Source organism: Caulobacter sp. GW821-FHT10C03, assembly GCF_059415485.1.
Map to the genome: position 1 here is coordinate 1 of NZ_JBWKNI010000035.1, position 22,706 is coordinate 22,706.

11 protein-coding genes and 1 tRNA gene are annotated in these 22,706 nt (G+C 69.8%); 5 read left to right on the forward strand and 7 right to left on the reverse strand.

All coding sequences use genetic code 11. The features are described 5' to 3' along the window. Positions 1–77, forward strand: a tRNA-Met gene (locus AC07NG_RS25310). A gap of 96 nt (positions 78–173) precedes the next feature. On the opposite strand, the gene AC07NG_RS25315 is transcribed toward AC07NG_RS25310, so the two are convergent. Next, entirely contained in the window at positions 174–2,453 is a 2,280-nt protein-coding gene (locus AC07NG_RS25315) for a tetratricopeptide repeat protein (protein ID WP_494597120.1), read from the reverse strand. 262 nt (positions 2,454–2,715) lie between these two features. Between AC07NG_RS25315 and AC07NG_RS25320 the strand changes: the two genes are divergently transcribed. Continuing rightward, on the forward strand, positions 2,716–3,870 hold the full coding sequence (locus tag AC07NG_RS25320) for an FAD-dependent oxidoreductase (RefSeq protein ID WP_494597122.1): 1,155 nt from the start codon (positions 2,716–2,718) through the stop codon (positions 3,868–3,870). Positions 3,871–4,064: 194 nt separating this feature from the next. Here the strand turns inward: AC07NG_RS25320 and AC07NG_RS25325 are convergent, their stop codons facing one another. From AC07NG_RS25325 to AC07NG_RS25350, 6 genes are all read right to left on the reverse strand, one after another. After that, positions 4,065–5,024 carry a UDP-glucuronic acid decarboxylase family protein gene (locus tag AC07NG_RS25325; protein WP_494597123.1) on the reverse strand — a complete coding sequence of 320 codons (960 nt, stop codon included), beginning with the start codon at positions 5,022–5,024 and terminating at the stop codon, positions 4,065–4,067. Next, a complete protein-coding gene (locus AC07NG_RS25330; RefSeq protein ID WP_494597124.1) occupies positions 5,021–6,979 on the reverse strand; it encodes an O-linked N-acetylglucosamine transferase, SPINDLY family protein in 1,959 nt (652 codons plus the stop codon). Before AC07NG_RS25330 ends, AC07NG_RS25325 begins: the two co-directional genes overlap by 4 nt. Positions 6,980–7,043: 64 nt before the next feature. Next, positions 7,044–13,712, reverse strand: coding sequence for an ice nucleation protein (locus AC07NG_RS25335; protein ID WP_494597126.1), 6,669 nt, complete (start codon positions 13,710–13,712; stop codon positions 7,044–7,046). Between the two features lie 349 nt (positions 13,713–14,061). Continuing rightward, the gene (gene nagA / locus AC07NG_RS25340; RefSeq protein ID WP_494597128.1) at positions 14,062–15,198 is read right to left on the reverse strand and encodes an N-acetylglucosamine-6-phosphate deacetylase; all 1,137 of its coding nucleotides are present in this window, start codon (positions 15,196–15,198) and stop codon (positions 14,062–14,064) included. Beyond that, a complete protein-coding gene (locus AC07NG_RS25345; protein WP_494597129.1) occupies positions 15,198–16,259 on the reverse strand; it encodes an SIS domain-containing protein in 1,062 nt (353 codons plus the stop codon). The genes nagA and AC07NG_RS25345 overlap by 1 nt, the downstream gene beginning before the upstream one ends. A 31-nt stretch (positions 16,260–16,290) precedes the next feature. Then, positions 16,291–17,037 carry a GntR family transcriptional regulator gene (locus tag AC07NG_RS25350; RefSeq protein WP_487292596.1) on the reverse strand — a complete coding sequence of 249 codons (747 nt, stop codon included), beginning with the start codon at positions 17,035–17,037 and terminating at the stop codon, positions 16,291–16,293. Positions 17,038–17,309: 272 nt separating this feature from the next. On the opposite strand from AC07NG_RS25350, the gene AC07NG_RS25355 reads away from it, so the two are divergent. The 3 genes from AC07NG_RS25355 to AC07NG_RS25365 all read left to right on the forward strand — a co-directional run. Further along, on the forward strand, positions 17,310–20,060 hold the full coding sequence (locus AC07NG_RS25355; protein WP_494597131.1) for a TonB-dependent receptor: 2,751 nt from the start codon (positions 17,310–17,312) through the stop codon (positions 20,058–20,060). A 203-nt stretch (positions 20,061–20,263) separates the two neighbouring features. Continuing rightward, complete coding sequence (locus tag AC07NG_RS25360; protein WP_494597132.1) at positions 20,264–22,567, forward strand: family 20 glycosylhydrolase; 2,304 nt, start codon at positions 20,264–20,266, stop codon at positions 22,565–22,567. Positions 22,568–22,602: 35 nt separating this feature from the next. Continuing rightward, a partial coding sequence (locus tag AC07NG_RS25365) for a PTS glucose transporter subunit IIA (RefSeq protein ID WP_494597133.1) occupies positions 22,603–22,706 on the forward strand: 104 nt, incomplete at its 3' end.

Below are 22,706 nucleotides of genomic sequence, written 5' to 3' on the forward strand. Positions count from 1 at the left end.
CGCGGGGTGGAGCAGCCCGGTAGCTCGTCAGGCTCATAACCTGAAGGTCACAGGTTCAAATCCTGTCCCCGCACCCAAACTCTTCGAATGGCCTCCGTTTTCGGGGGCCATTTGTCGTTTCAGCCTGTCCCTCTAGAAAAGCCCCCGGTTCGTCGCCGGGGGCTTTCTGCGTTTCAGGCTTCCGACAACGCGCCCAGCGCAGCCGCCATGGCCTGGGCGACGCTGTCCCAGTCGCCGCGCTCGGCCTGACGGAAGACGCGGACGCTGTCGTACCAGGGACTGTCGGCGCGATCGGTCAGCCAGCGCCAGTCGCCGACGGCGTTGACGGCGATCCAGGTCGGTCGGCCAAGCGCGCCGGAGAGGTGGCCCACCGAGGTGTCGCAGGTCACCAGCAGGTCGAGATTGGCCAGGATGGCGGCGGTGTCGGCGAACGAGCCGACCTCGTAGTCGAAGCCCAGGCCATGCACGGTCATGCCGGCGGGCAGGGCGTCGAGCTGGTCCAGGCCATGGTCCTTCTGCAGGCTGACCAGGGACACGCCGGGAACGGCGGCCAGCGGGGCGAGGGCGCGCAAGGGGAAGGAGCGGCCGCGCTCGACGTCGGCGCGGGGATTGCCCTGCCAGACGACGCCGACCTTTAGACCGGGGATCCCCGCGAGCCGCTCGGCCCAGGTCGCCGTCAGGACCGGATCGGCGGCGAGATAGCCGCCGGCGGCGGGCAGGGTCTCCAGCGTGGTCGCCAGACCGGTCGGCAGGCTGAACATCGGGCAGTGATAGTCGAAGGCCGGCGGGGCGTCGTGCGGGCCGAAGGCCTCGAACGGGCCCTCGAGCCCGGCCAGCAGCGGCAGCAGCGCCTCCTGCACCTGCAACAGCACCCGCGCGCCGAGGGCGGCGACCTGGGGCACGAAGCGCAGGCATTGCAGGCTGTCGCCGAGGCCCTGCTCGGAATGGACCAGCAGGGTCTTGCCGGCCAGGGGCTGGCCGCTCCAGCGCGGCTGGGAAAAGTCGCGGGCGATCTTCTTCTTGGCGCGGATCAGCAGGCGGCTCTCGTGCTCGCGAAAGCCGCGCAGGTAGTCGCCGCGCTTGAGCAGGGCCAGGCCCAGCATCCATCGGGCCTCGGGCAGCTCCTTCAGGGCCAGGGCCGCCTCGTAGCCGGCGATGGCGGCGTCGAGCTGGCCCATATGCATGTTGGCGACGGCGACGCCGAACACGGCTTCCGGCGAGTCCGGCTTGATGGCCAGGGCGGCGCGGAACGAGGCCATGGCGTCGGTGAAACGGCTCTGCGACAGCCGCACCCCGCCCAGATTGACGTGTAGTTCGGAGAGGTTCGGGTCGACCTTCAGCCCGTCCAGCAGGGGGCGCGTCGCCTCGTCCGAGCGGCCCTCCTCGTGCAGCAGGCCGCCGAGATTGGCGTAGGCCACCGACAGGTCGGGCTTGAGGCGCACGGCCTGGACATAGGCGGCGATGGCCCCGTCGTGGTCGCCGGCGGCGCGCTTGGCCGCGCCCAGCTCCAGCTGCATCTCGCCGCCGGAAGCGCCGAGCGCCAGGGCGGCCTCGATGGCGGCCAGGGCGCCGGCGCCGTCGTCCTGCATGCGGCGGGCGCGGGCCAGGATGCGGTTGAGGTCGGACGACCTGGGGAAGCGCTCCATGGCCGCGCGGACGCCGGCCTCGGCCTCGTCCAATCGGTTCAGCTCGAGGCGCAGCTCGCCCAGCATGCCGTGCAGCTTCTCGTCCTGCGGGCGGGCGGCGACAGCGGCGGCGTAGGCGGCCTCGGCCTCAAGGCCGCGACCCAGGCGGCGCAGCACCGCGCCGCGCGCGGCGTGGCCGTCGGCATGGGCGGGCGCGGCGGCGAGCAGGCGGTCATAGGCGGCCAGGGCGGTTTCGAGGTCGCTGAAGGCGGTCTCGAGATTGGCCAGGTTGAAGAGGGCGGCGGCGAAGCCGGGGCGGGCGGCCAGGGCCTGGTCGAACACCGCGCGGGCCTCGTCCGGCCGGTCCAGCGCGCCCAGCACGACGCCGAGATTGGACAGGAGGTCCGGGTTGCCGGGGCTGAGGGCGAGGGCGCGGGCGTAGGTGGCCTCGGCCTCGTCGTAGCGCTTGGCCGCCTTCTGCACGTTGCCGAGGTTCTGCAGGGCGGGGCCGCAGGTCGGGTCGAGGGCCAGGGCCTGGCGGCAGGCGTGCTCGGCCTCGGCGAGCTGGCCTTGCAGCCACAGGGCGTTGGCCAGGTTGGACCAGGCGGTGGCGGTCGGCTTCCTGGCCAGGGCGGCGCGGATCAGGCGGACGGAGCCGGCCAGGTCGCCCTTCTGCTGGGCCACCACGCCCAGATAGTGCGCGGCGTCGTCGAGCTGCGGATCGGCGGCCAGGGCGGCGCGGTAGAGATTCTCGGCCTTCGCCAGATCGCCGCCGCGATGGGCGGCCAGACCGTCCTGGAGCAGGGCGGCGGGTTGGGGGCGAGGCATGGGCGCGGTCCGGCTGACGATCTTCCGCCGCTTGTGGAGGGGGAAGTTTGCTCGCCGATTGCGGGCGGGTGGCGGTTTCGGGGCGAGGGCGGGACCTTGATTGTGTCGCGCCGTCGATGGCTGTAATCTTGATCCGTCGCGAAAATGACGGCCTGTCCCCAGACCGTCGCATGCATCCTGGCCCAGCGTTTCGCGCGGCCGGGCCAGCGTCTCCCAACCAACCGCCTGATCACAGGCATTCGCTGCGTCGGGCCCGTGTGCGTTGCCGGCAAGCGGCGGCAGGAGCGCAACCATACCCACCCCCGTAACGATCATCGGCGCCGGTCTCGGCGGCCTCACCCTCGCCCGCGTCCTGCATCTCCACGGCGTTCCGGCGATGATCTACGAAGCCGAGGCCTCCGCGAGCGCCAGGACGCAGGGCGGGCTGCTCGACATTCACGCGTACAACGGCCAGGTCGCGCTCAAGGCCGCCGGGCTTTTCGAGGCCTTCCTCCGCCTCGTCCGTCCCGGCGAAGACGCCAAGCGCATCGTCGGCAAGGACGGGACCCTCCTGTTCAACAAGCCCGGGAGCCACCGAGGGGATCGTCCGGAAATCGACCGGGGCGATCTTCGCCGGATGCTGATCGACTCCCTTCCGGCTCAGGCGATCCAATGGGGTCGAAAGGTCATCGCCATCGAACCCCGAGGAGACGGGCGCCACGAGATCCGATTCGCCGACGGCTCCACCGCCGTGTCCGACCTGCTGGTGGGGGCGGACGGCGCCTGGTCGAAGGTCCGCCCGCTGCTGTCGGATGCGACGCCCGGCTACACGGGGACCTCGTTCATCGAAACCACGGTGCTGGAGGGCGATACGCGGCTGAAGGCCAGCGCCGAGGCGATCGGCGAGGGCACTCTGATGGCCGTGGCTGCGGGCAGGGGCGTTCTCTCGCACCGCTATGCGGATGGAACGCTTCGCACCTACGCCGCCCTGAACAGGCCGCGGGATTGGTTCGACGCCCTGGACCTCAGCGACGGGGGAACCGGTCTTGCCCAGGTGGTCGAGCAGTTCATGGGCTGGGCGCCGCAACTCACCGCCCTGGTCGCCACGAGCGACACGAGGCCCATTCTGCGGCCGATCTTCGCGCTTCCGGTCGGCCATGGCTGGAAGCGCGCGCCCGGCCTGACCCTCGTCGGCGACGCGGCGCATCTGATGTCCCCGTTCGCGGGGGAGGGCGCGAACCTCGCCTTGCTCGACGGCGCCGAGCTTGCCCAGGCGATCATCGTCTCACCGGGCGATATCGAGGCCGCGCTCGCCGCATATGAGAGCAGGCTGTTTCCCCGAAGCGCCGCCGTCGCCGCCGAGTCCGCCCGCAACCACGAGCGCTTCTTCGGCGCCGACGCCCCTCACAGCGTGGTCGCGCTCTTCAATCGTGAGTGAAGGATGGGGCTAGGTCGCATCGACATTCAGCTGTTCGCGACTTTCAAATCCGTCTCTCCCCGCGAAGGCGGGGATCCAAGCTGGATTTCAGGACGAGGCGCGGCCGTGGATCGACTGCAACCTCGGCTTGGGTCCCCGCCTTCGCGGGGATGCTCGGTGAAAAATGAGCTACGGCCGGTGAATGTCGATTGGCCCTACGCCGTCGTCCGCCGCTCCGCCGCCAGCAGCTCCCTGAAATAGCTGATCGTCCGCGACAGCCCCTCGTCCAGCGCCGTGGAGGGCTCCCAGCCCAGCGCGGTCTTGGCCTGGGTGATGTCGGGCTGGCGCTGGCGGGGGTCGTCGCTGGGCATGGGGCGGTGGACGAGGCGGCTGGGCGAGCCGGTCAGGGCGATGACGCGCTCGGCCAGGTCGCGGATGGTGATCTCGTGCGGATTGCCGACATTGATCGGGCCGGTGACGGCGTCGTCGGTGGCCATCAGGGCGATCATGGCGGCGATCAGGTCGTCGACATAGCAGAAGCTGCGGGTCTGGGCGCCTTCGCCATGGAGGGTGATGTCCTCGCCGCGCAGGGCCTGGAGCACGAAGTTGCTGACCACCCGGCCGTCGTCGACGTCCATGCGCGGGCCGTAGGTGTTGAAGATGCGCATGACCTTGATCGAGAGGCCGTGCTGGCGACGGTAGTCGAAGAACAGGGTCTCGGCGCAGCGCTTGCCCTCGTCGTAGCAGCTGCGCGGGCCGATCGGATTGACCCGGCCCCAGTAGCCCTCGACCTGGGGGTGGACCTCGGGGTCGCCATAGACCTCGCTGGTCGAGGCTTGGAGGATCCTGGCCTTGGTGCGCTTGGCCAGGCCCAGCATGTTGATCGCGCCGATGACGCTGGTCTTGGTCGTCTGGACCGGGTCGTGCTGGTAGTGCCGCGGGCTGGCGGGGCAGGCGAGATTGTAGATCTCGTCGACCTCGACATAGAGCGGGAAGGTCACGTCGTGGCGCAGCAGTTCGAAGCGCGGGTGGCCCAGCAGGTGGGCGATGTTGGCGCGCCGGCCGGTGAAGAAGTTGTCGACGCACAGCACCTCCTCGCCCCGCGCCAGCAGGGCCTCGCAGAGGTGCGAGCCGAGGAAGCCGGCCCCGCCGGTGACCAGGACTCGCTTGCTCATGACTGCTGGTCCCAGAGGCGGTTGTCGGCCGGGATCGGGCGGTGGGCGTGGCGGCGGGCCAGCCGCTCGCGCCACCAGCCGCGATGGTCCTCGACGCTGAGCATGTCGAAATCGTCGTGGGTCTGGGCCGCGCCGATCTCCAGATAGGCGTCGAGGTTGGAAAGGTCGGGAAGGGGCAGGCGGTCCTCGCGCAGGTCGCGCCACATGCCGGCGTAGAGGTCTTCCAGCCTGGCGACGAGGCCGGGGGTGTCGAACAGCACGCTGTCGTCGCGCAAGGTCAGGATCCGGGCCTTCAGCCGCGCCAGGCGATCGGCGTCGAGGCCCAGGTCGACGGCCGTGTCGACGAAGGCGTCGGGCGTGTCGCAGACCAGTTCTGGCAGGCCCGCCGAGCGCAGGATGCTGCCGCAGACGCGGGCGGCGAAGCTGCGGCCGGCCAGGGTGACGATCGGCACGCCCATCCACAGGGCGTCCGACGCCGTGGTGTGGGCGCCGTAGGGCAGGGCGTCGAGGAAGACGTCGGCCAGGACGTAGCGGGCCAGGTGCTCGGGATTGGCCATCTTGTCGGCGAAGACCAGCCGCTCGGGCGACAGGCCGCGTTCGGCCGCCTTGGCCCGCAGGCGTTCGTGCGAGTCCTCCGAGCCGCTGAGCAGCCAGAGCACGGAGTTCTCCACGCGCTCCAGCACCGTGAACCAGCGGTCCAGGGTGAAGGGGGTGATCTTCTGCATGCCGTTGAAGCTGCAATAGACGACGGCGTCGTCGGGCAGGCCGGCCTCGCGCCGCGTGGGCGGGAAGGGCGAGACGCGGCGCTTGCGGTCGTTGGGCTGGTAGCAGGGCAGCCGCAGGACCTTTTCCGAATAGAACGCCTCGTCGCCGGGCGGGATGATGAAGTCGTCGGCGACGATGTAGTGGTGGTAGGGGCTGCCGGTCGTGCCGGGGAAGCCCAGCCAGTTGACGATCACCGGGGCGGGCCGCATGGCCAGCAGCCGGGTGCGGCCGTCGCGGGTGTAGCCGTTGACGTCGATCAGGATCTGGATCCCGTCCTGGGCGATGCGGCGGGCGGCCGTGGCGTCGTCCATGCGGTTGACGGCCACCCAGTGGTCGACGTCGCCCATGATCCGCTTCTGCAGCGGGTCGGTCAGTTCGGGGCCGCAGTAGTAGGCGAAGACCTCGACCTTGGACCGGTCATGCAGGCCGTAGATCTCGGCGGTCAGGTGGCCGATGGCGTGGTGGCGCAGGTCCGACGACAGGTAGCCGAGGCGCAGGGGCTGGTCGTCGCCGCGCGAGAGGGCGACCGACAGGTCCATCAGTTCGGAGGGCGCGCCGACGTCGAGGCGATTGTAGTTCCAGGCCGCCGCCAGCTGGGTCATCGGGTCGTCGGCATAGGCGGCCAGAGACAGCGGCGACATGCCGGTCATCAGGGCCTGGGCGTCCATCCGCTCCCAGGGATCGATGATCGGCCACTCGACCTGGCGCTGGCGCAGGGCCAGCAGGTGCTGGATCGCCTCGCGCTGGCGCGGGTCGAGGTCCAGGCTCTGGCGCAGCATGGCCTCGGCGGGCTGGTCCTGGTTGGCGCCTTCCAGCACCCGGGCGGTCTGGTTTAGGGCCGTGGTCTTGTGGGCGATCGACTGGCCGTTGACGCTCGCTAGCTTGTCGGTGGCGGCGGTCCATTGCAGCACGGCGAGATTGGCCGCGCCCATCCGCTCATAGACCCGGCCGAGGTTGATGTAGGTCGGGATGAAGTCGGGATTGACCACCACAGCCCGCTCCAGCTGCGAGCGGGCGCCGGCCAGGTCGCCGCTGTCGGTCAGCACGACGGCGAAGTTGAACAGCACCGCATAGAGCAGGGGATTGTCGCCGTTGGCGGCGATCCAGACCTGGTAGATCGCCACGGCCGCGGCGGGGCCGCGCTCGCGGCGGGTGGTCTCGGCGACGTTGATCAGCTCGACGACGCTCAAGGACGCGATCGGGGGGGAAGTGATCGGGGCGGGGGCGGCGGAATCCGGCATCGGGATGGGGGCTCTAGTATTGGGCGGCGGTCACGGCCGCGAGCTGGGCGACGCTGAGGGCGGCCAGCTGGGTGGCGGTCATGTAGGAGATCTGCTCGGCGTTCAGCGCCGCGATCTGGTTGGTCGTCAGGCTGGCCAGGAAGGTCGTTCCGAGGGTCGCGATCTGGGTCGTCGTGAGGCCCGAGATCTGGGTGTAGGTCAGGGCCGACATGTCGGTGGCCGACAGGTTGTCGAGCTGCACCGTCGTCAGGGCCGCGACCTGGGTCGAGGTCAGGGCGGCGAACTGGGTGGCGCTGAGCGCCTGGAGTTCGGTCACCGCCAGGTTCGAGATCTGGGTCGTGCTCAGCGAGGCCAGCTGCGTCGTGGTCAGGGCCGCGACCTGGGTCGTCGTCAGGGCGCGTAGCTGCATGCGCACCAGGGCGCCCAGCTGGGTGGTGCTGAGGGCGGCGATGGCCGTGGTGGTCAGCTCGCCGATGTCGGTCACTGTCAGGGCGCCGATCTGGGTCGTCGTCAGGCCCGCCAGCTGGGTGATGGTCAGGGCCGCGATCTGGGTCTCGGTGAAGCCGGTGACCGCCGTCGCCGACAGGGCGCCGATCTGGGTCGAACTGAGCGCCGAGACCTGGGTGGTGGTCAGGCGCGCCACCTCGTCGGCGGTCAGGCCCGAGATCCCGGCCAGCGACAGGGCGGCGATCTGGCTGGTGGTCAGGGATTCCAGGTGCGCGGCGGTCAGGGCCTGCACGCCGGTGGCCGACAGGCCGCTGAACTGGGTGGTGGTCAGCTCGGCGATCTGCTCGGACGACATGGCGTCGATCTGGCCGGCGCTCAGCGCGCCCATCTGGGTGGCCGTCAGGCCGTCGATCTGGGTGGTGCTGAGCGAGGCGACCTGGGTAGCGGTCAGGGCGGCGATGGCGCTGGTCGACAGGGCCGAGACCTGGGTCGACGACAGGTCGTCGATCTGCGTCACGCTCAGCGCCGAGGCCCCGGCGGCGCCGAGGCCCGCCAGCTGGGTGGTGGTCAGCGAGGCCAGTTGCGCGGCGGTCAGCGAGGCGACGTCCTCGCCCTCCATGGCCGAGACCTGGGTGGCGGTCAGGCCGGAAAGCTGGGTCGTGGTCAGGGCCGCGACCTGGGCCGTGGTCAGGGCCGCGACCTCGCTGGTCGACAGGGCGTGGACCAGGGTGCTGGTCAGGCCCGACAGCTGGGTGGTCGTCAGGGCGGCGACCTGGTCGCCCGTCAGGCCGGAAATGGCCGTGGTGCTCAGCGCCGCCAGCTGGGTCGAGGTCAGGGCGCCGATCTGGGTGGTGGTGAGGGCGGCGACCTCGGTGCTGGTCAGGCCCGCCATCTGGGTGGTGGTCAGCGACGCCACCTCGGTGGTCGTCAGCCCGACCAGCGAGTCGGGATTGAGCGCGGCGATCTGGGTCGCCGACAGCCGCCGCAGCTGGGTGGTGGTCAGGGCGCTGAGCTGGGTGGAGGTGAGGCCCGACAGCGCCGTGGTCGTCAGCGACGAGACCTGGGTGGTCGTCAGCGCCCCGAGCTGCGCCGCGGAGAAGGCCGCCATCTCGGTCTTGGTCAGGCCCAACAGCTGGGTGGTGGTCAGGGCGGCGACGCCGGTGGTGGTCAGCCCGGCGATCTGGCTGGTGGTCAGGGCCCCGATCTGGGTCGAGGTGAGGCCGCGCATCTGGGTGGTGGTGAGCGCGGCGATCTCGGTGGTGGTCAGGGCGCTGATCAGGGTGGTCGACAGGCCCGAGATCTGGGTCGAGCTCAGCGCCGTCAGCTGGGTGGAGGTCAGGGCCGCCAGCTGGGTCGAGGACAGGCCGCTGAGCCCCGTGGCCGTCAGGGCCGAGACCTGGGCGGCGGTCAGGGCGCCGATCTGGTCGACCGACAGGCTGGCGATCTCGGTCGAGGTCAGGGCCGCGACCTGGGTGGTCGACAGGGCGGCGATGTCGGCCGTGCTGAAGGCCGACAGCTGGGTGGTGGTCAGGGACGCGATCTGGGTGGTCGACAGGCCCGCGATCTGGGTCGTGGTCAGGGCGGCGATCTGTTCGGTCGTCAGGGCCCCGATCTCGGTGGTCGTCAGGCCGGCGATCTGGGTCGAGGTCAGGGCCGCCAGCTGGCTGCTCGACAGCGCGCCCAGCTGGTCGTCGCTGAGGCCGGTCAGGGCGCTGGCCGTCAGGGCCGAGATCTGGGTGGTGGTGAAGGCGCCGATCTGGGTGGTGGTGAGCGACGCGATCTCGGTCGCGGTCAGCCCCTTCACCTGGGTGGTGGTCAGCGTCGAAATGTCGGTCGTGGTCAGGCCGGCCAGGGCCTCGGGATCGAGCGCCGCGATCTGGGTCGAGGTCAGGCGGTGCAGCTGGGTGGTCGACAGCGCCTCCACCTGGCCGGAGGTCAGGCCCGAGATCGCCGTCGTCGTCAGGGCGGCCACCTGGGTCGAGGTCAGGGCCTCGATCTGGCTGGTGGTCAGGGCCTCGGCCTCGGTGCTGGTCAGGCCCAGCAGCTGGGTGGTGCTCATGGCCGCCAGGCCGGTCGTGGTGATGGCGGCGATCTCGCTGGTGGTCAGGGCTCCGACCTGGGCCGAGGTGAGGCCGCGCAGCTGGGTGGTGGTCAGCGAGGCGATTTCGGTGGTCGTCAGGCCGGCGATCGCCGTGGTCGACAGGGCCGAGATCTGGGTCGAGTTGAAGGCCGCCAGTTGGGTGGCGGTGAGGTTCGCGGCCTGGTTCGAGGTCAGGGCGCCCAACTGGGTGGTGGTCAGCGACCCCATCTGACCGGTGCTCAGCGCCTGTAGCTGGGTGGTGGTCAGCGAGGCGATCTGCGTGGCCGTCAGGGCCTGCAGCTGGGTGGTGGTCAGGGCCGCCATCTCGGTGACCGTCAGGCCGCCGATCTGCGTCGTCGTCAGGGCCGCGACCTGGGTCGCCGTCAGCGTCGTCAGCTGGGTGGTGGTCAGCGAGGCGATCTGCGTGGCCGACAGGCCGGCGATGCCGGTGGTGGAGAGGGCGCTGAGCTGGGTCGAGTTCAGCGCCGACAGCTGCTCGCCCGACAGCGACTCGATCTCGGTGACGGTCAGGGCGGCCAGCTGGGTGGTGTTGAGCGCCGCGAACTGGGTGGTGCTGAGGGCGGCCAGCTGGGTGGTGGCCAGGTTGGCGATCTCGGTGACGGTCAGGCCCGAAAGCTGGGTCGTGGTCAGCGCGCCGATCTGGCTGGTGGTCAGCCCCGCCAGGGCGTCGGTCGACAGCGCCCCGATCTGGGTCGAGGTGAAGCCGGAAAGCTGGGTGGTGGTCAGGGCCGCGACCTGGTCCTCGGTCAGGCCGGCCAGGGCCGTCGCGGTCAGCACCGACAGCTGGGTCGAGGTCAGGGCCGAGATCTGGGTCCCGGTGTCCAGCGACTCGATCTGGGTGGCGGTCAGGCCCTTGATCTGGGTGGTGGTCAGCGACTGCAGGTCGGTGGCGTCCAGCCCGCCGATCTCGTCGGTGGTCAGGGCCGAGATCTGGGTGGTCGTCAGGCCGGCCAGCTGGGTCGTCGTCAGCGAGGCCATCTGGTCTTCGCTGAGGCCGGCGACGGCCGTGGCCGTCAGGGCGCCGATCTGGGTCGAGCTGAGGCTGGCCAGCTGACCGGTGGTCAGGGCCTCCAGCTGCGTGGCCTTCAGGCCCTTGAGCTGGGTGGTGGTGAGGGCGGCCAGTTCGGTGGTCGTCAGGCCGGCCACGGCGTCGGCGCTGATCGCCCCGATCTGGGTCGAGGTCAGGGTCGCGACCTCGGTGGTCGTCAGCCCCGCCACCTGATCGGCCGTAAGCGCGCCCATCTGGGTGGTGGTGAGGCCCTTCACCTGGGTGGTGGTCAGCGAGGCCAGCTGGGTGACGTCGAACTCGGCGATCTCGGTGGCGGTCAGGGCGCCGATCTGGGTCGAGGTCAGGCCCGCGATCTGGGTCGTGGTCAGGGCGTCGATCTGGGTCTCGGTGAAGCCCGTGATCGCCGTGGTGGTCAGCGCCTTCAGCTGGGTGGAGGTCATGGCCGCCAGCTGGGTCGTCGTCAGGGCGGCGACCTCGGTCTTGGTCAGGCCCGCCACCTGCGTGGTCGCCAGGGCGCCGATCTCGGTCGTGGTCAGGGCCTGGACCTGGTCGGTGGTCAGCGCCCCGATCTGGGTGGTCGTCAGCCCCGCCAGCTGGGTGGTCGAGAGCGCCGCGATCTCGGTGCTGGTCAGCCCCTGGACGGCCGTGGTGGTCAGGGCCGCCAGCTGGGTCGAGGTCAGGGCCTTGACCTGGGTGGTGGTCAGCGCCGCGACCTCGGTCGAGGTCAGGCCCGCGATCGCCGTCGTCGTCAGGGCGGCCAGCTGGCTGGTGGTCAGCGAGGCCACCTGCTCGGTCGACAGGTTGGCGATCTGGGTCGCGGTCAGGCCGGCCAGCTGGGTCGCGGTCAGGCTGGAGATGGCCGTGGTCGACAGGCTGTCCAGCTGGGTGGTGGTGAGGCCGCGCAGCTGGGTCGAGGTCATGGCCGACAGCTGGGTGCTGGTCAGGGCCGAGACCTGCTCCTCGGTCAGGCCCGAGATGCCGGTCGAGGACAGGGCCGCGAACTGGGTGGTGCTGAGCGCCGCCAGCTGGGTTCCGCTGAGGGCGGCGATCTCGGTGGTGGTCAGCCCGGCCAGCTGGGTGGTCGTCAGGCTGGCCATCTGGGTGGCGCTCAGCGCCTCGACCTGGGTCGTCGACAGCTTGCTGATGTCGGTCGAGGTCAGGCCGCGCAGCTGGGTGGTGCTGAGGCTGGTGATCTGGGTGGCGGTCAGGCCGGCCAGGGCGGCGGTCGACAGGGCGCCGATCTGGGTCGAGTTCAGCGCGGCCAGCTGGGTCGTGGTCATGGCCGCGACCTGGTCGCTCGTCAGGCCGCCCAGCGCCGTGGCGGTCAGGGCGGCCGTCTGGGTCGAGGTCAGGGCCGCCAGCTGGGTGTCGGCGTCCAGCGCGGCGGCGGCCGTGGCGGTCAGGCCCTTGACCTGGTTGGCGCTCAGCGAGGCCAGCACCGTCGCCGTCAGGGCGCTGACCTCGGTGGTGGTCAGCGCCGCGATCTGGGTCGAGGTGAGGCCCGCCGCCTGGGTCGTGGTGAGGGCGGCGATCTGGTCCTCGGTCAGGCCTGCCGTGGCGGTGGTGCTGAGCGCGGCCAGCTGCTTGGACGACAGGCTCGACACCTGCTCCACCGTCAGGGCCGCGGCCTCGCCCTTGGTCAGGCCCTTGAGCTGGGTGGTGGTGAAGGCGGCGACGACGGTGGTGGTCAGGTCGTCGATCTCGTCGACGCTGATGGCCGCGACCTGGGTGTAGGTGAGGGCGGCCCGCTGCGAGGTGGTCAGGCTGTTGATCTCGGTCGCCGACAGGGCGCCGATCTGGGTGGTGGTCAGCACCGCCACCTGCACCGCCGTCAGGCCCGATAGCTGGGTCTCGGTCAGGGCCGAGATCTCGGTGGTGCTGAGGCCCTTGATCTGGGTGACCGTCAGGGCCCCGATCTGGGTCGAACTCAGGGCGGCGAACTGGGTCGCGTTCAGCGCCTGCAGCGAGGTGGTCGTCAGGCCGCGGATCTGGGTGGTGGTCAGCGATTGCAGCTGCTCGACCGTCAGGGCCTCGATCTGGGTGGTCTTCAGCGCCGCCAGCTCGGTCGAGGTGAAGCCGCGCAGCTGGGTGGTGGTCAGGGCCGAGATGAAGTCCTCGGACAGGCCCTTGACCTGGGTGGTGGTCAGGTTGCCGAGCTGGGTGGCCGTCAGGGCCGAGGCCTGCTCGGAGGTCAGCCCCGACAGGGCGGTGGCCGTCAGGCCCTTGATCTGGGTCTTCGACAACTCGTCGATCTGGGTGACGCTGAGGGCGGCGATCTGCTCGGCGTCGAGGGCGGCGATCTCGGTGACCGTCATCCCGTCCATCTGGGTGATGGTCAGGGCCGCGACCTCGGTGGTGGTCAGGGCGTCGATCTGGGTGGTGGTCAGGGCCCCGACCTGGGTCGAGCTCAGGGCGTTCAGCTGCTCGATGCTGAGGGCGACGATCTCTGTGACCGTCAGGCCGCGGATCTGCTTGGTGCTGAGCACGGCGATCTGGGTGGTGCTGAGCACCGCCAGCTGGTCGGTCGACAGGGCGCCCAGTTCGGTCGCGGTCAGGCCCTTGACCTGCGTCGTCGTCAGGCTCGCGATCGCGGTTGTGGTCAGGGCGCTGACCTGGGTGGTGGTCATCGCCCCGAGCTGGGTCGAGGTCAGGCCCGCCAGCTGGGTGGTGGTCAGCGCCGACAGCTGCTCGGTCGTCAGGCCCTTGATCTGGGTGACCGTCAGGGCCGACAGCTGGGTCGGCGACAGCACCGCGAACTGGGCGCTGGTCAGCTCGCCGATCTCGGTGGCGGTGAAGCCCTTGATCTGCTGGGTGGTGAGGGCGGCGATCTCGTCGACGCCGAAGGCCTCGATCTGGTCGTCGATCAGCACCGACAGCTGGGCGGCGCTGAACGACATCTGCCCGACCGTCAGGGCCGAGATCTGGGTCGTGGTGAGCGCCGCGACCTGCTTGGTCGACAGATAGGTGATCTGGGTCGACGAGAGGGCCTGGATCTCTTCGACCGTGAAGGCCTGGATCTGGTCCGTCGACAGCGCTGCGATGTCGGTCTTGGTGAGCGCCGAGACCGCGGTGGTGGTCAGCGCCGAGATCTGGGCGGCGCTCAGGGAGGAGACGTAGGAGCTCACGGCCGGCGGCCTCGCCCGGCGTCGAACCTCGACCGTGTCGCGGTGGTGGTCTCCAGACCCAAAAGCCCCAGCTTCCAAGAACGACCGCGAAGGCGGCCAGCCTATGTGCTTGCGCACATGCTGGTGATTTCATGGGCGGGGTTTTGCTGCGCGACGTCGGCGGCGACACAAACCGCAACCTCTCGCGATACAAAGGCGCGCGGTGGTGGATAAGCGGGGTGGCCCCGAACCCCTCCCCGTAAAATCCCCGCGAAAGCGGGGACCCAGGCTTTTTCTGAAACCCGTGGCGCTCGACGATAAAACACCTGGGTCCCCGCTTTCGCGGGGATTTTACGGAGGGGAGGGGGGCTTATTCCCGCCCGTCGATCCAGGTGCGCACGACGTTGCGGTCCTGGTCGAGCAGCACGAGGTCGGCCGCTTGGCCCGGTGCGATCGACCCGCGCGTGGCCGACAGGCCCAGGAAGGCGGCCGGAGCGGCCGAGGCGATCATCACCGCGTCTTCCAGGCCAAGCCCCAGCATGGCGACGGCGTTGCGGACGGCGCCGATCATGTCGAGGTCGGAGCCGGCCAGGGTGCCGCCGGGGCCGACGCAGACGCCGTCCTCGACGACGATCTCCTGGCCCTGGAGGACGAAGCGCTTGTCGCTCATGCCCACGGTCGGCATGGCGTCGGTGACCAGCATGAAGCGGTCCAGCGGCCGGGTGCGCAGGGCGATCCGCAAGGTGGCCGGGTCGACGTGGCGGCCGTCGACGATGATCCCGCACCAGGCCGACTGGCTCTCCAGCGCCGCGCCGACGGCGCCGGGGGCGCGGCTGGTCAGGGGCGACATGGCGTTGAAGAGATGGGTGAAGCCGGTGAGGCCAGCATCGAGCGCGGCGCGGACCGTCTCGTAGCGGGCGTTGGTATGGCCGGCGGCCACCACGACGCCGGCGTCGGCCAGCCGGGCGACCATGTCCGGGGTCGTGGTCTCGGGCGCCAGGGTCACCAGGGTGCGGCCGCGCTTGAGCGACGACAGCAGGGCGATGGCTTCGTCGTCGAGGACGCGGAACTTGCCCGCGTCGTGGATGCCCTTGCGCTGCGCGTTGAGGAACGGGCCCTCGATATGCACGCCCAGCACGCCGGGCACGCCTTGTTCGATCGCCTGCTCGGTCGCCCGCATGGCCGCGTCGACCACGTGCAGGTCGTCGCTGATCAGGGTCGGCAGGAAGCCGGTGGTGCCGAACGGCCGGTGGGCCGCGCCGATGGCGGCGATGGTCTCGACGGTGGGGGCGTCGTTGAAGAGGACGCCGCCGCCGCCATTGACCTGGGTGTCGATGAAGCCGGGAACCAGCAGGCCGCCGGCCAGGTCTTCCACGACGGCGTCGGCCGGGACGTCGGCGCGATCGGCCAGGCCGACGATGACGCCGTCGCGCACCAGCAGGGCCTGGCCGGCGACGACGCCGGCCGGGGTCAGGATCTCGGCATTCAAGAGCGCGGTGACGGGCATCAGACGGTCTGGGTCACCTTGTTGAGGTGGGGCGGGCTGTCGGGGTCGTAGCCGCGCGCCACCGACAGGCCGGCGGCCATGCGGTAGAAGCTCTGGACGAGCAGGATCGGCTCCAGCAGCGGATGGCCGGACTGGCTCGGCAGCGTCGTCGCGCCCGAAACCTCGCCCCCCGCCAGCAGCACGGTCGCGCCGCGCTCGGCCAGGCCCTGCGCCATCTTCAGCGTCGAGGCGTAGGTCTCGTCCTGCTGGGCTAGGACCAGGGCCGGGAAGCCGTCCTTCACCAGGGCCATCGGGCCGTGCAGCACCTCGGCGGCGCTGAAGGCCTCGGCGTGCAGGCCGCAGGTCTCCTTGAACTTCAGGGCCGCCTCCTGGGCGATCCCGAAACCGACGCCGCGGCCCAGGACGTAGAGGTTGGTCGCGCCCGACAGCGCCTCGATCCCGGCGCTCCAGTCCTGCGCCCAGGCCGCCGCCAGGCCCTGCGGCAGGGCGGTCAGGGCGGTGGTCAGGTCCTCATCGCCCGTCCAGGCCGCGACCAGCTGGGCGATGGCCACGAGGGCGGCGATGTAGGATTTCGTCGCCGCGACGCTCAGTTCCGGCCCGGCATGCAGCGGCAGAACCGCGTCGGCCAGAGCCGCCAGCGGCGAGCTCTCGTCATTGACCAGGGCGACCACGAAAGCGCCGCCCTGCTTGGCGGCTTCGACGGCCGCCAGCAGGTCCGGGCTCTTTCCCGACTGCGAGATGGCCAGATAGAGCACCCCCTCCAAATCCTGCGGGGCGGCGTAGACCGACGACACCGACAGCGCCGCCGACGAGGTCAGCACGCCCGCCCGGGTCTCGATCAGGTACTTGGCGAAGGTCGCCGCATGGTCGCTGGACCCGCGCGCGCAGGTGACCACGGCCCGGGGCGGGCTCGCCCGCAGGCGTTCGGCCACCTTGGCGACGATCTCCGCATTGGCCGCCAGCTGCCGGGCGACCACGCCCGAGGCCTCGCCGGCCTCCTGGAACATGCGGGTCGCTTCGGGCGTCAGGGCTTCGGGGCGGGTCAAGACGGCTTCCTTCACGAGGGCGGGCTTCACGAGGGCGGGCGCGAGATCAGGACAGGGCGTTCAGTTCGGCCACGAAGTCGTAGGCGTCGCCGCGGTAGTAGGACTGGGTCACTTCCACCGCCCGGCCGTCCTTGAGGAAGCCGCGCCGCTCGATCAGCAGGCCCGCGTCCTTGGTCGGCACGTCCAGCAGGTCGGCCTGCTCGGCGGCGAACAGGATGGCCCGCAGCCGCTGCAGGGCGCGCACCGGCCGGTGGCCGGTCTTTTCCAGCGCCTCGTACAGCGAGGTCCCGACGATGTCGGTGGAGGGCAGGGCGAAGGCGGCGATGGTGGTGTATTCCACGGCCATCGGCGAGCCGTCGGCGTAGCGGATCCGGGCGAAGCGATAGACCGGCGTGCCGGGCGACAGGCCAAGCGTCAGCGATTCCTCGGGCGTCACCTGGCCCTCGCTGCGGCTGATCCATTCGCTGTGCGGGACGCGACCACGCGAGATCATGTCCTCGGTGAAGGACGACAGCGCCGAGAAGCTCTTTTCCACCCGCGAGGCCACGAAGGTGCCAGCCCCCTGGCGACGGGTGAGCAGGCCCTCGCTGACCAGACCGTCCAGCGCCTTGCGAACGGTGATCCGCGAGATGCTGAATTCTTCGGCAAGGTCGCGCTCGGCCGGCAGGGCGTCGTCGGGCGCCAGCACCTTCTTCTGGATGGCTTCGCGCAGGGCCCGCTGCAGCTGCTTGTACAGCGGCGCGTGGTCCTGCCCGTTGCCGTCCAGGCCCCCGATCTTTTCGGAAAACAGCATCAGGTCCCCACCAGCGTCAGGCTTGCATCTACCGCGATTTGCGCACCCCGGCGGCGCACGCAACAGTTCATGACCATTTTCATACCAATTATCTCATGGTCTGCAATTGGTTCTTTTTAGGTATTGTCATCAGCAAAAATTTCGTCACAGTCACACTCCGAGGTCTGAGAAGTACCGCTCTTTGCGGCTTTGCCGCGAGAAATTGGTATCGGATTGGGCTTGGGGTTCGGCTCCGGGTCCAAAGACCCGGCACAATGGGGAGAAGCCGAGTTATGAAGAGCATTCACAAGGCGGTCCTGACCGCTTCCGCCAGCCTGCTGGCCGTATTGGTCGCCGCGCCCGTCATGGCGCAGGAGACCCCGACCTCCGTCGATGAGGTGGTCGTCACCGGTATTCGTGCGTCGCTTCAGCAATCGATCCAATCCAAGCGTAACGCCGACGCCATCGTCGACGTGGTCACCGCCGAGGACGTCGGCAAGTTTCCGAGTTCGAACGTCGCCGAAGCGCTGACGATCGTTCCGGGCGTCACCGTCGACCGCCAGTTCGGTCAAGGTGAAAAGGTCTCGATCCTGGGCACCGACCCGGCCCTGAACCGCACTCTGCTGAACGGCCAGACGGTCGCCTCGGCCGACTGGTTCATCCTTGATCAGCCGGGCCGGACGTTCAACTACGCCCTGCTGGCCCCGCAGATCGTCGGCAAGGTGGAAGTCTACAAGTCGCCCGAGCCCCGCCTCGACGAAGGCAGCATCGGCGGCACGGTGATCGTCAACACCCGCAAGCCGCTGGACCTGAAGTCGCTGACCCTCCAGGGCTCGCTCAGCTACCTCTACAACGATCGCTCCAAGAAGTCCGACCCGCAGGTGGCGGTGCTGGGCAGCTGGAAGAACGCCGACCAGACCTTCGGGATCGCGGTCTCGGCCCAGCACGCCAAGGACCAGCTGCGCCGCGACGGCATCGAGTCCTACGGCACGATCCCGGCCAGCTACTACAACGGCGGCAACCCGGAGAACCCGGTCAGCTCGATCACCAACGGCAACTGCACCGGAACCTGCGCCACCACCCTGGCGGCCAATCCGAACGCCCGCGGCGTCAACTCGCTGTCGGTCTCCTATTTCGAGCAGGAGCGCGTCCGCGACAGCTACACCGCCGCCGTCCAGTGGCGCCCGACCGACGCCCTCGAGCTGAACTTCGACTGGCTGAAGATCAAGGCCACCTACGACAACACCAACCAGTCGCTGTTCGCCTTCCAGGGCAACACCTGGAACAGCCTGGGCGCGCTGACCGCGATCACCATCGAGGACAACGTCATCCGCAAGGCCTCGTTCAAGCATGCGCTGAGCGTGCTGGACGTGCAGTACCGCGAAGCCGAGCTGAACTCCGACACCTATCACCTGACCGGCAAGTGGACCGGCGACGGGATCGACGTGTCGGGCGAGGCCGGCTACTCGAAGGCCGACGGCGGCACCACCCGCCAGCTCTATGGCGAGTTCCTGAACTGGGCCGACTACACGGTCGACTTCACCGGAACGCCGGGCTCGCCGGGCGTGCTGACCTACACCAACCCGACCGCCGACGGTAATCCGCTGGCCGACGCCAGCAAGTTCTCGTTCGACGGCGGCTGGGGCGGCGGCGATCCGTCGGTCGGCCCGACCGGCTACAACGCCGGCTGGGGCGGCAACATCGTCTCCAAGCCGACCACCGACAAGGAGAGCTACGCCCAGATCGACGCGGGCAAGGACTTCGACGGCGTGATCAAGCGCGTGCAGATCGGCTACAAGTACCGCAAGCACGAGACCACCCAGGCGATGTCGGGCGTGACCGTCTCGGTCTACGGCAACCCGGCCAGCGCCTCGCAGTTCAACCCGTCGATCGTGCCGAGCAACTATCTGAAGGGCTTCGACGGCGTCACCGACGCCATGGGCAGCCGCTTCAAGATCGATGGCGAGGCCCTGGCCAACTACATCGCCAGCGGCGGCTACCTGCGTCCCTGGCAGGCCAAGCCGGTGCCGACGATCTTCGGCAACGCCGAGTTCACGGCCCAGAACTGGGGCATCGAGGAGACCATCAACGCCCTCTACGGCCAGGCCGACTTCCAGGCCGACAACGTGCGCGGCAACTTCGGCCTGCGCTACGTGAAGACCGAGTCCGACAGCGGCGGCTATGTCTGCGTCAACCAGACCGCCACCGGCTGCGGCACCACGGCCGCCGACTGGGCCTGGACGGTGAAGTCCAAGAAGTACGAGGACTTCCTGCCCAGCCTGAACGTCATCGTCGACGTGAAGGAGGATCTGGTGTTCCGCTTCGCCGCGGCCCAGGTGATCTCGCGTCCGAACTACGCCGACATGTCGAACTACTTCTGGCTCTCCGACCAGATCCTGACCGGCGGCGGCGGCAATCCGGACCTGAACCCCTACAAGTCGAGCAACGTCAACGCCTCGATCGAGTGGTACTTCGCGCCGGAGGCCATCCTGTCGGCCGAGGTGTTCCACAAGGACATCAGCAACTACATCCTGCAGCAGACGGTCGCCGAGCAGCACTTCAACCAGGCGCGCAACGCGGTCACCACCTACCAGATCAGCCGTCCGACCAACGCCGGCTCGGCGACGGTCAAGGGCGCGGCGTTCGCCTACCAGCAGACCTTCGGCCTCGGCTTCGGCCTGCTGGCCAACTACACCTACGCCGACGGAGAAGCCGACGGAGGCGCGCCGCTGCCCTACAACTCCAAGCACCAGATCAACATCAGCCCGTTCTACGAGCACGGTCCGTTCTCGGCCCGGGTGACCTACAACTGGCGCTCGAAGTACTTCACGGGCCTGGACCGCGGCGACCAGATGTTCGTCCGCGCCTACAAGGGCCTGGACGCCACGGCCGGCTACGCCTTCACCGAGAACGTCAACCTCTCGGTCTCGGCGCAGAACCTGCTCGACAGCGAGTACTACGCCTACGCCAACACCACCATGCTGCCCCGCGGCGTCTACCGCACGGGCCGCAAGCTGCAGGCGACGATCAACGTCTCCTTCTAAGCGACCGGAAACGGGGACGCGTTTAGACCGCGCGTCCCCGCAACCGCTGATTTGCATCCAGCGCGGCTTGGTTCAGGATCCCTTCATGAGCCCGGCCGCGCCATTCCCCCTCCTGACTGCAAGCAGCGAGCTGGGGCGGGACGGTCTTGCGCCGGCCCGCCTCCCTTTTTTGCCGCTGCCTCGCCGGTGAGAGCTTTCCCCGCATGATCAAAGTTCTGCTGCTGGCCTCCGCGGCCATGGCCTTCGCCGTTCCCGCCCTGGCGGCCGAGCCCCCGAACCCTGGTCTGACGCTTACGCCGGCGCCGGCAAAGGCCGAACGCGCCGAGGGCGTCTTCCGCCTGACCGCCGCCACCCGCATCCATGTCGCCAAGGGCGATGTCGAGGCCCGGGGCGTGGCGGTGCAGCTGGCCGACCTGCTGCACCGCGCCCGGGGCCTGCGCCCCGTGGTGGTCGAGGGCGCGCCGGCGGCCGGCGAGGCGGCTATTTCCCTGGTGCGCGGCGGACCGGACGGCGAAGGCTACGCCCTCGACGTCGCGCCCGGCGGGGTGAAGATCACGGCGCTGAAGCGCGCCGGCCTGTTCTACGGCGCGGTCAGCCTGTGGCAGCTGGCGGTGCAGGACGACAGCAAAGGCGCGGTCGACGTGCCCGCCGCCCATGTGGAGGACGCTCCGCGCTTCGCCTGGCGCGGCTTCATGCTCGACAGCGCCCGCCACTTCCAGTCGGTCGAGACGATCCGCACGATCATCGACGGCATGGCGGCCCACAAGCTCAACACCCTGCACTGGCACCTGGTCGACGACCAGGGCTGGCGGATCGAGATCAAGAAGTACCCGAAGCTGACGCTGGTCTCGGCCTGGCGCCAGCCGGCCGGGGCGGCGGGGTTCGATCCCAAGACCGGCAAGCCGGTGCGCTATGGCGGCTTCTACACCCAGGACCAGGTGCGCGAGCTGGTGGCTTACGCCGCCGCCCGCAACATCACCATCGTTCCCGAGATCGAGATGCCGGGCCACGCCCTGGCGCCGATCGTGGCCTATCCGAAGCTGGGCCTGACGCCCAATCCGCCGGCCCTGGCGCGCCACGACTGGGGGATCTTCCCCTATCTCTACAATGTCGAGGACGGCACGTTCGACTTCCTCAACGATGTGCTCGACGAGGTCATGGACCTCTTCCCGTCGGACTACATCCACGTCGGCGGCGACGAGGCGGTCAAGGACCAGTGGAAGGCCAGTCCGGTCATCCAGGCCAAGATCAAGGAACTGGGCGTCAAGGACGAGCACGGCCTGCAGAGCTGGTTCATCCAGCGGGTCGAAAAGCACATCAACGCGCGCGGCCGCCGGCTGATCGGCTGGGACGAGATCCTGGAGGGCGGTCTTGCCCCCAACGCCACGGTGATGTCGTGGCGGGGGATCGACGGGGCCATCGCCGCCGCCAGCCAAGGCCACGACACGGTGCTGTCGCCCGAGCCGACCCTCTATTTCGACCGCCGGCAGAGCACCTCGCTGGACGAGCCGCCCGGTCGGATCACGGTCAGCAGCCTCAAGGACGTCTACCAGTTCGACGCCGCGCCGGACGCCCTGACGCCCGACCAGCGCAAGCACATCCTAGGCGTCCAGGCCAACCTCTGGACCGAGCACGTGCGCACCGACGAGCGGGCGCAACTGATGGCCTTCCCGCGCCTGGTCGCCCTGGCCGAGACGGCCTGGACTCAGGAGGAGCGCCGCGACTGGGACGGCTTCACCGAGCGCCTGCCCGCCGAGATGGCGCGGCTGAAGGCGTTGGGCGTGACGGCCGACACCGCGCCGTTCGAGCCGCAGGCGACCTTGCGTCCGGGGCAGGGCGGGGCGGTTTCGGCCAGCCTGGCCAGCGGCCTCGCGCTGGGCCAAGTGCGCTACACCACCGACGGCTCGGAGCCCTCGGCCGCTTCGCCGGTCTATGGCGATACGCTGTCGCTGAAGGCGGGGACGACGCTGAAGGCCCGCAGTTTCCTGGGCGCGGCGCCGCTGGGCCGCACGCGCGGCTGGGCGGCGACGGAACTGGCGGCCAACACCCGCGAGAGCCGGCAGCTGGAGCTGTGCGGCGCGGCGATCCCGCTGGCCTTCGAGGATGACGCCCCGATCAACGGCAAGGACGGCCCGCGCGCCATCTTCGCCATCGACCTGATGAACCCGTGCTGGATCTGGAAGGGCGCCGATCTCTCCAAGGGGCTCAAGCTGACGGCCCGGGTCGGCCAGGCGGCCTGGAACTTCCAGATCGGCGCGGCCAAGGACCAGATCGTGGTCCGCAAGCCGGCCACGCCCGACGGCGAGCTGGAGGTGCGGCTGGGCTGCAAGGGCGAGCGCATCGCGGCCATCCCGCTGGGCAAGGCCGGGCGCGGCCCGGGCCTGGGCACGGTGAGCGGCGTGCTGCCGGCCCGCGAGGGCGTGCACGATCTTTGCCTGACCTTCACGGCCAGGAGCCTGGATCCGATGCCGGCTCTTGACCGCATCACCCTGACGGCCGGTCAGTAGCTCCTTCTTCCCCGTTCCCGACGAGAATGCCGCCCATGTCCACCCTGGTGCTTCAATCGCCTTTGGCGGGCTGGGCGGGACCGTTGGAGGAGGTTCCGGACGCGGTGTTCGCGCAGCGGATGCTGGGGGACGGGGTGGC

Bases quoted from the DNA above. Each gene is read 5' to 3' on its own strand.
- AC07NG_RS25315 (WP_494597120.1), bottom strand. From the start codon at position 2,453: ATGCCTCGCCCCCAACCCGCCGCCCTGCTCCAGGACGGTCTGGCCGCC.
- AC07NG_RS25325 (WP_494597123.1), bottom strand. From the start codon at position 5,024: ATGAGCAAGCGAGTCCTGGTCACCGGCGGGGCCGGCTTCCTCGGCTCG.
- nagA (WP_494597128.1), bottom strand. From the start codon at position 15,198: ATGCCCGTCACCGCGCTCTTGAATGCCGAGATCCTGACCCCGGCCGGC.
- AC07NG_RS25350 (WP_487292596.1), bottom strand. From the start codon at position 17,037: ATGCTGTTTTCCGAAAAGATCGGGGGCCTGGACGGCAACGGGCAGGAC.
- AC07NG_RS25355 (WP_494597131.1), top strand. From the start codon at position 17,310: ATGAAGAGCATTCACAAGGCGGTCCTGACCGCTTCCGCCAGCCTGCTG.
- AC07NG_RS25360 (WP_494597132.1), top strand. From the start codon at position 20,264: ATGATCAAAGTTCTGCTGCTGGCCTCCGCGGCCATGGCCTTCGCCGTT.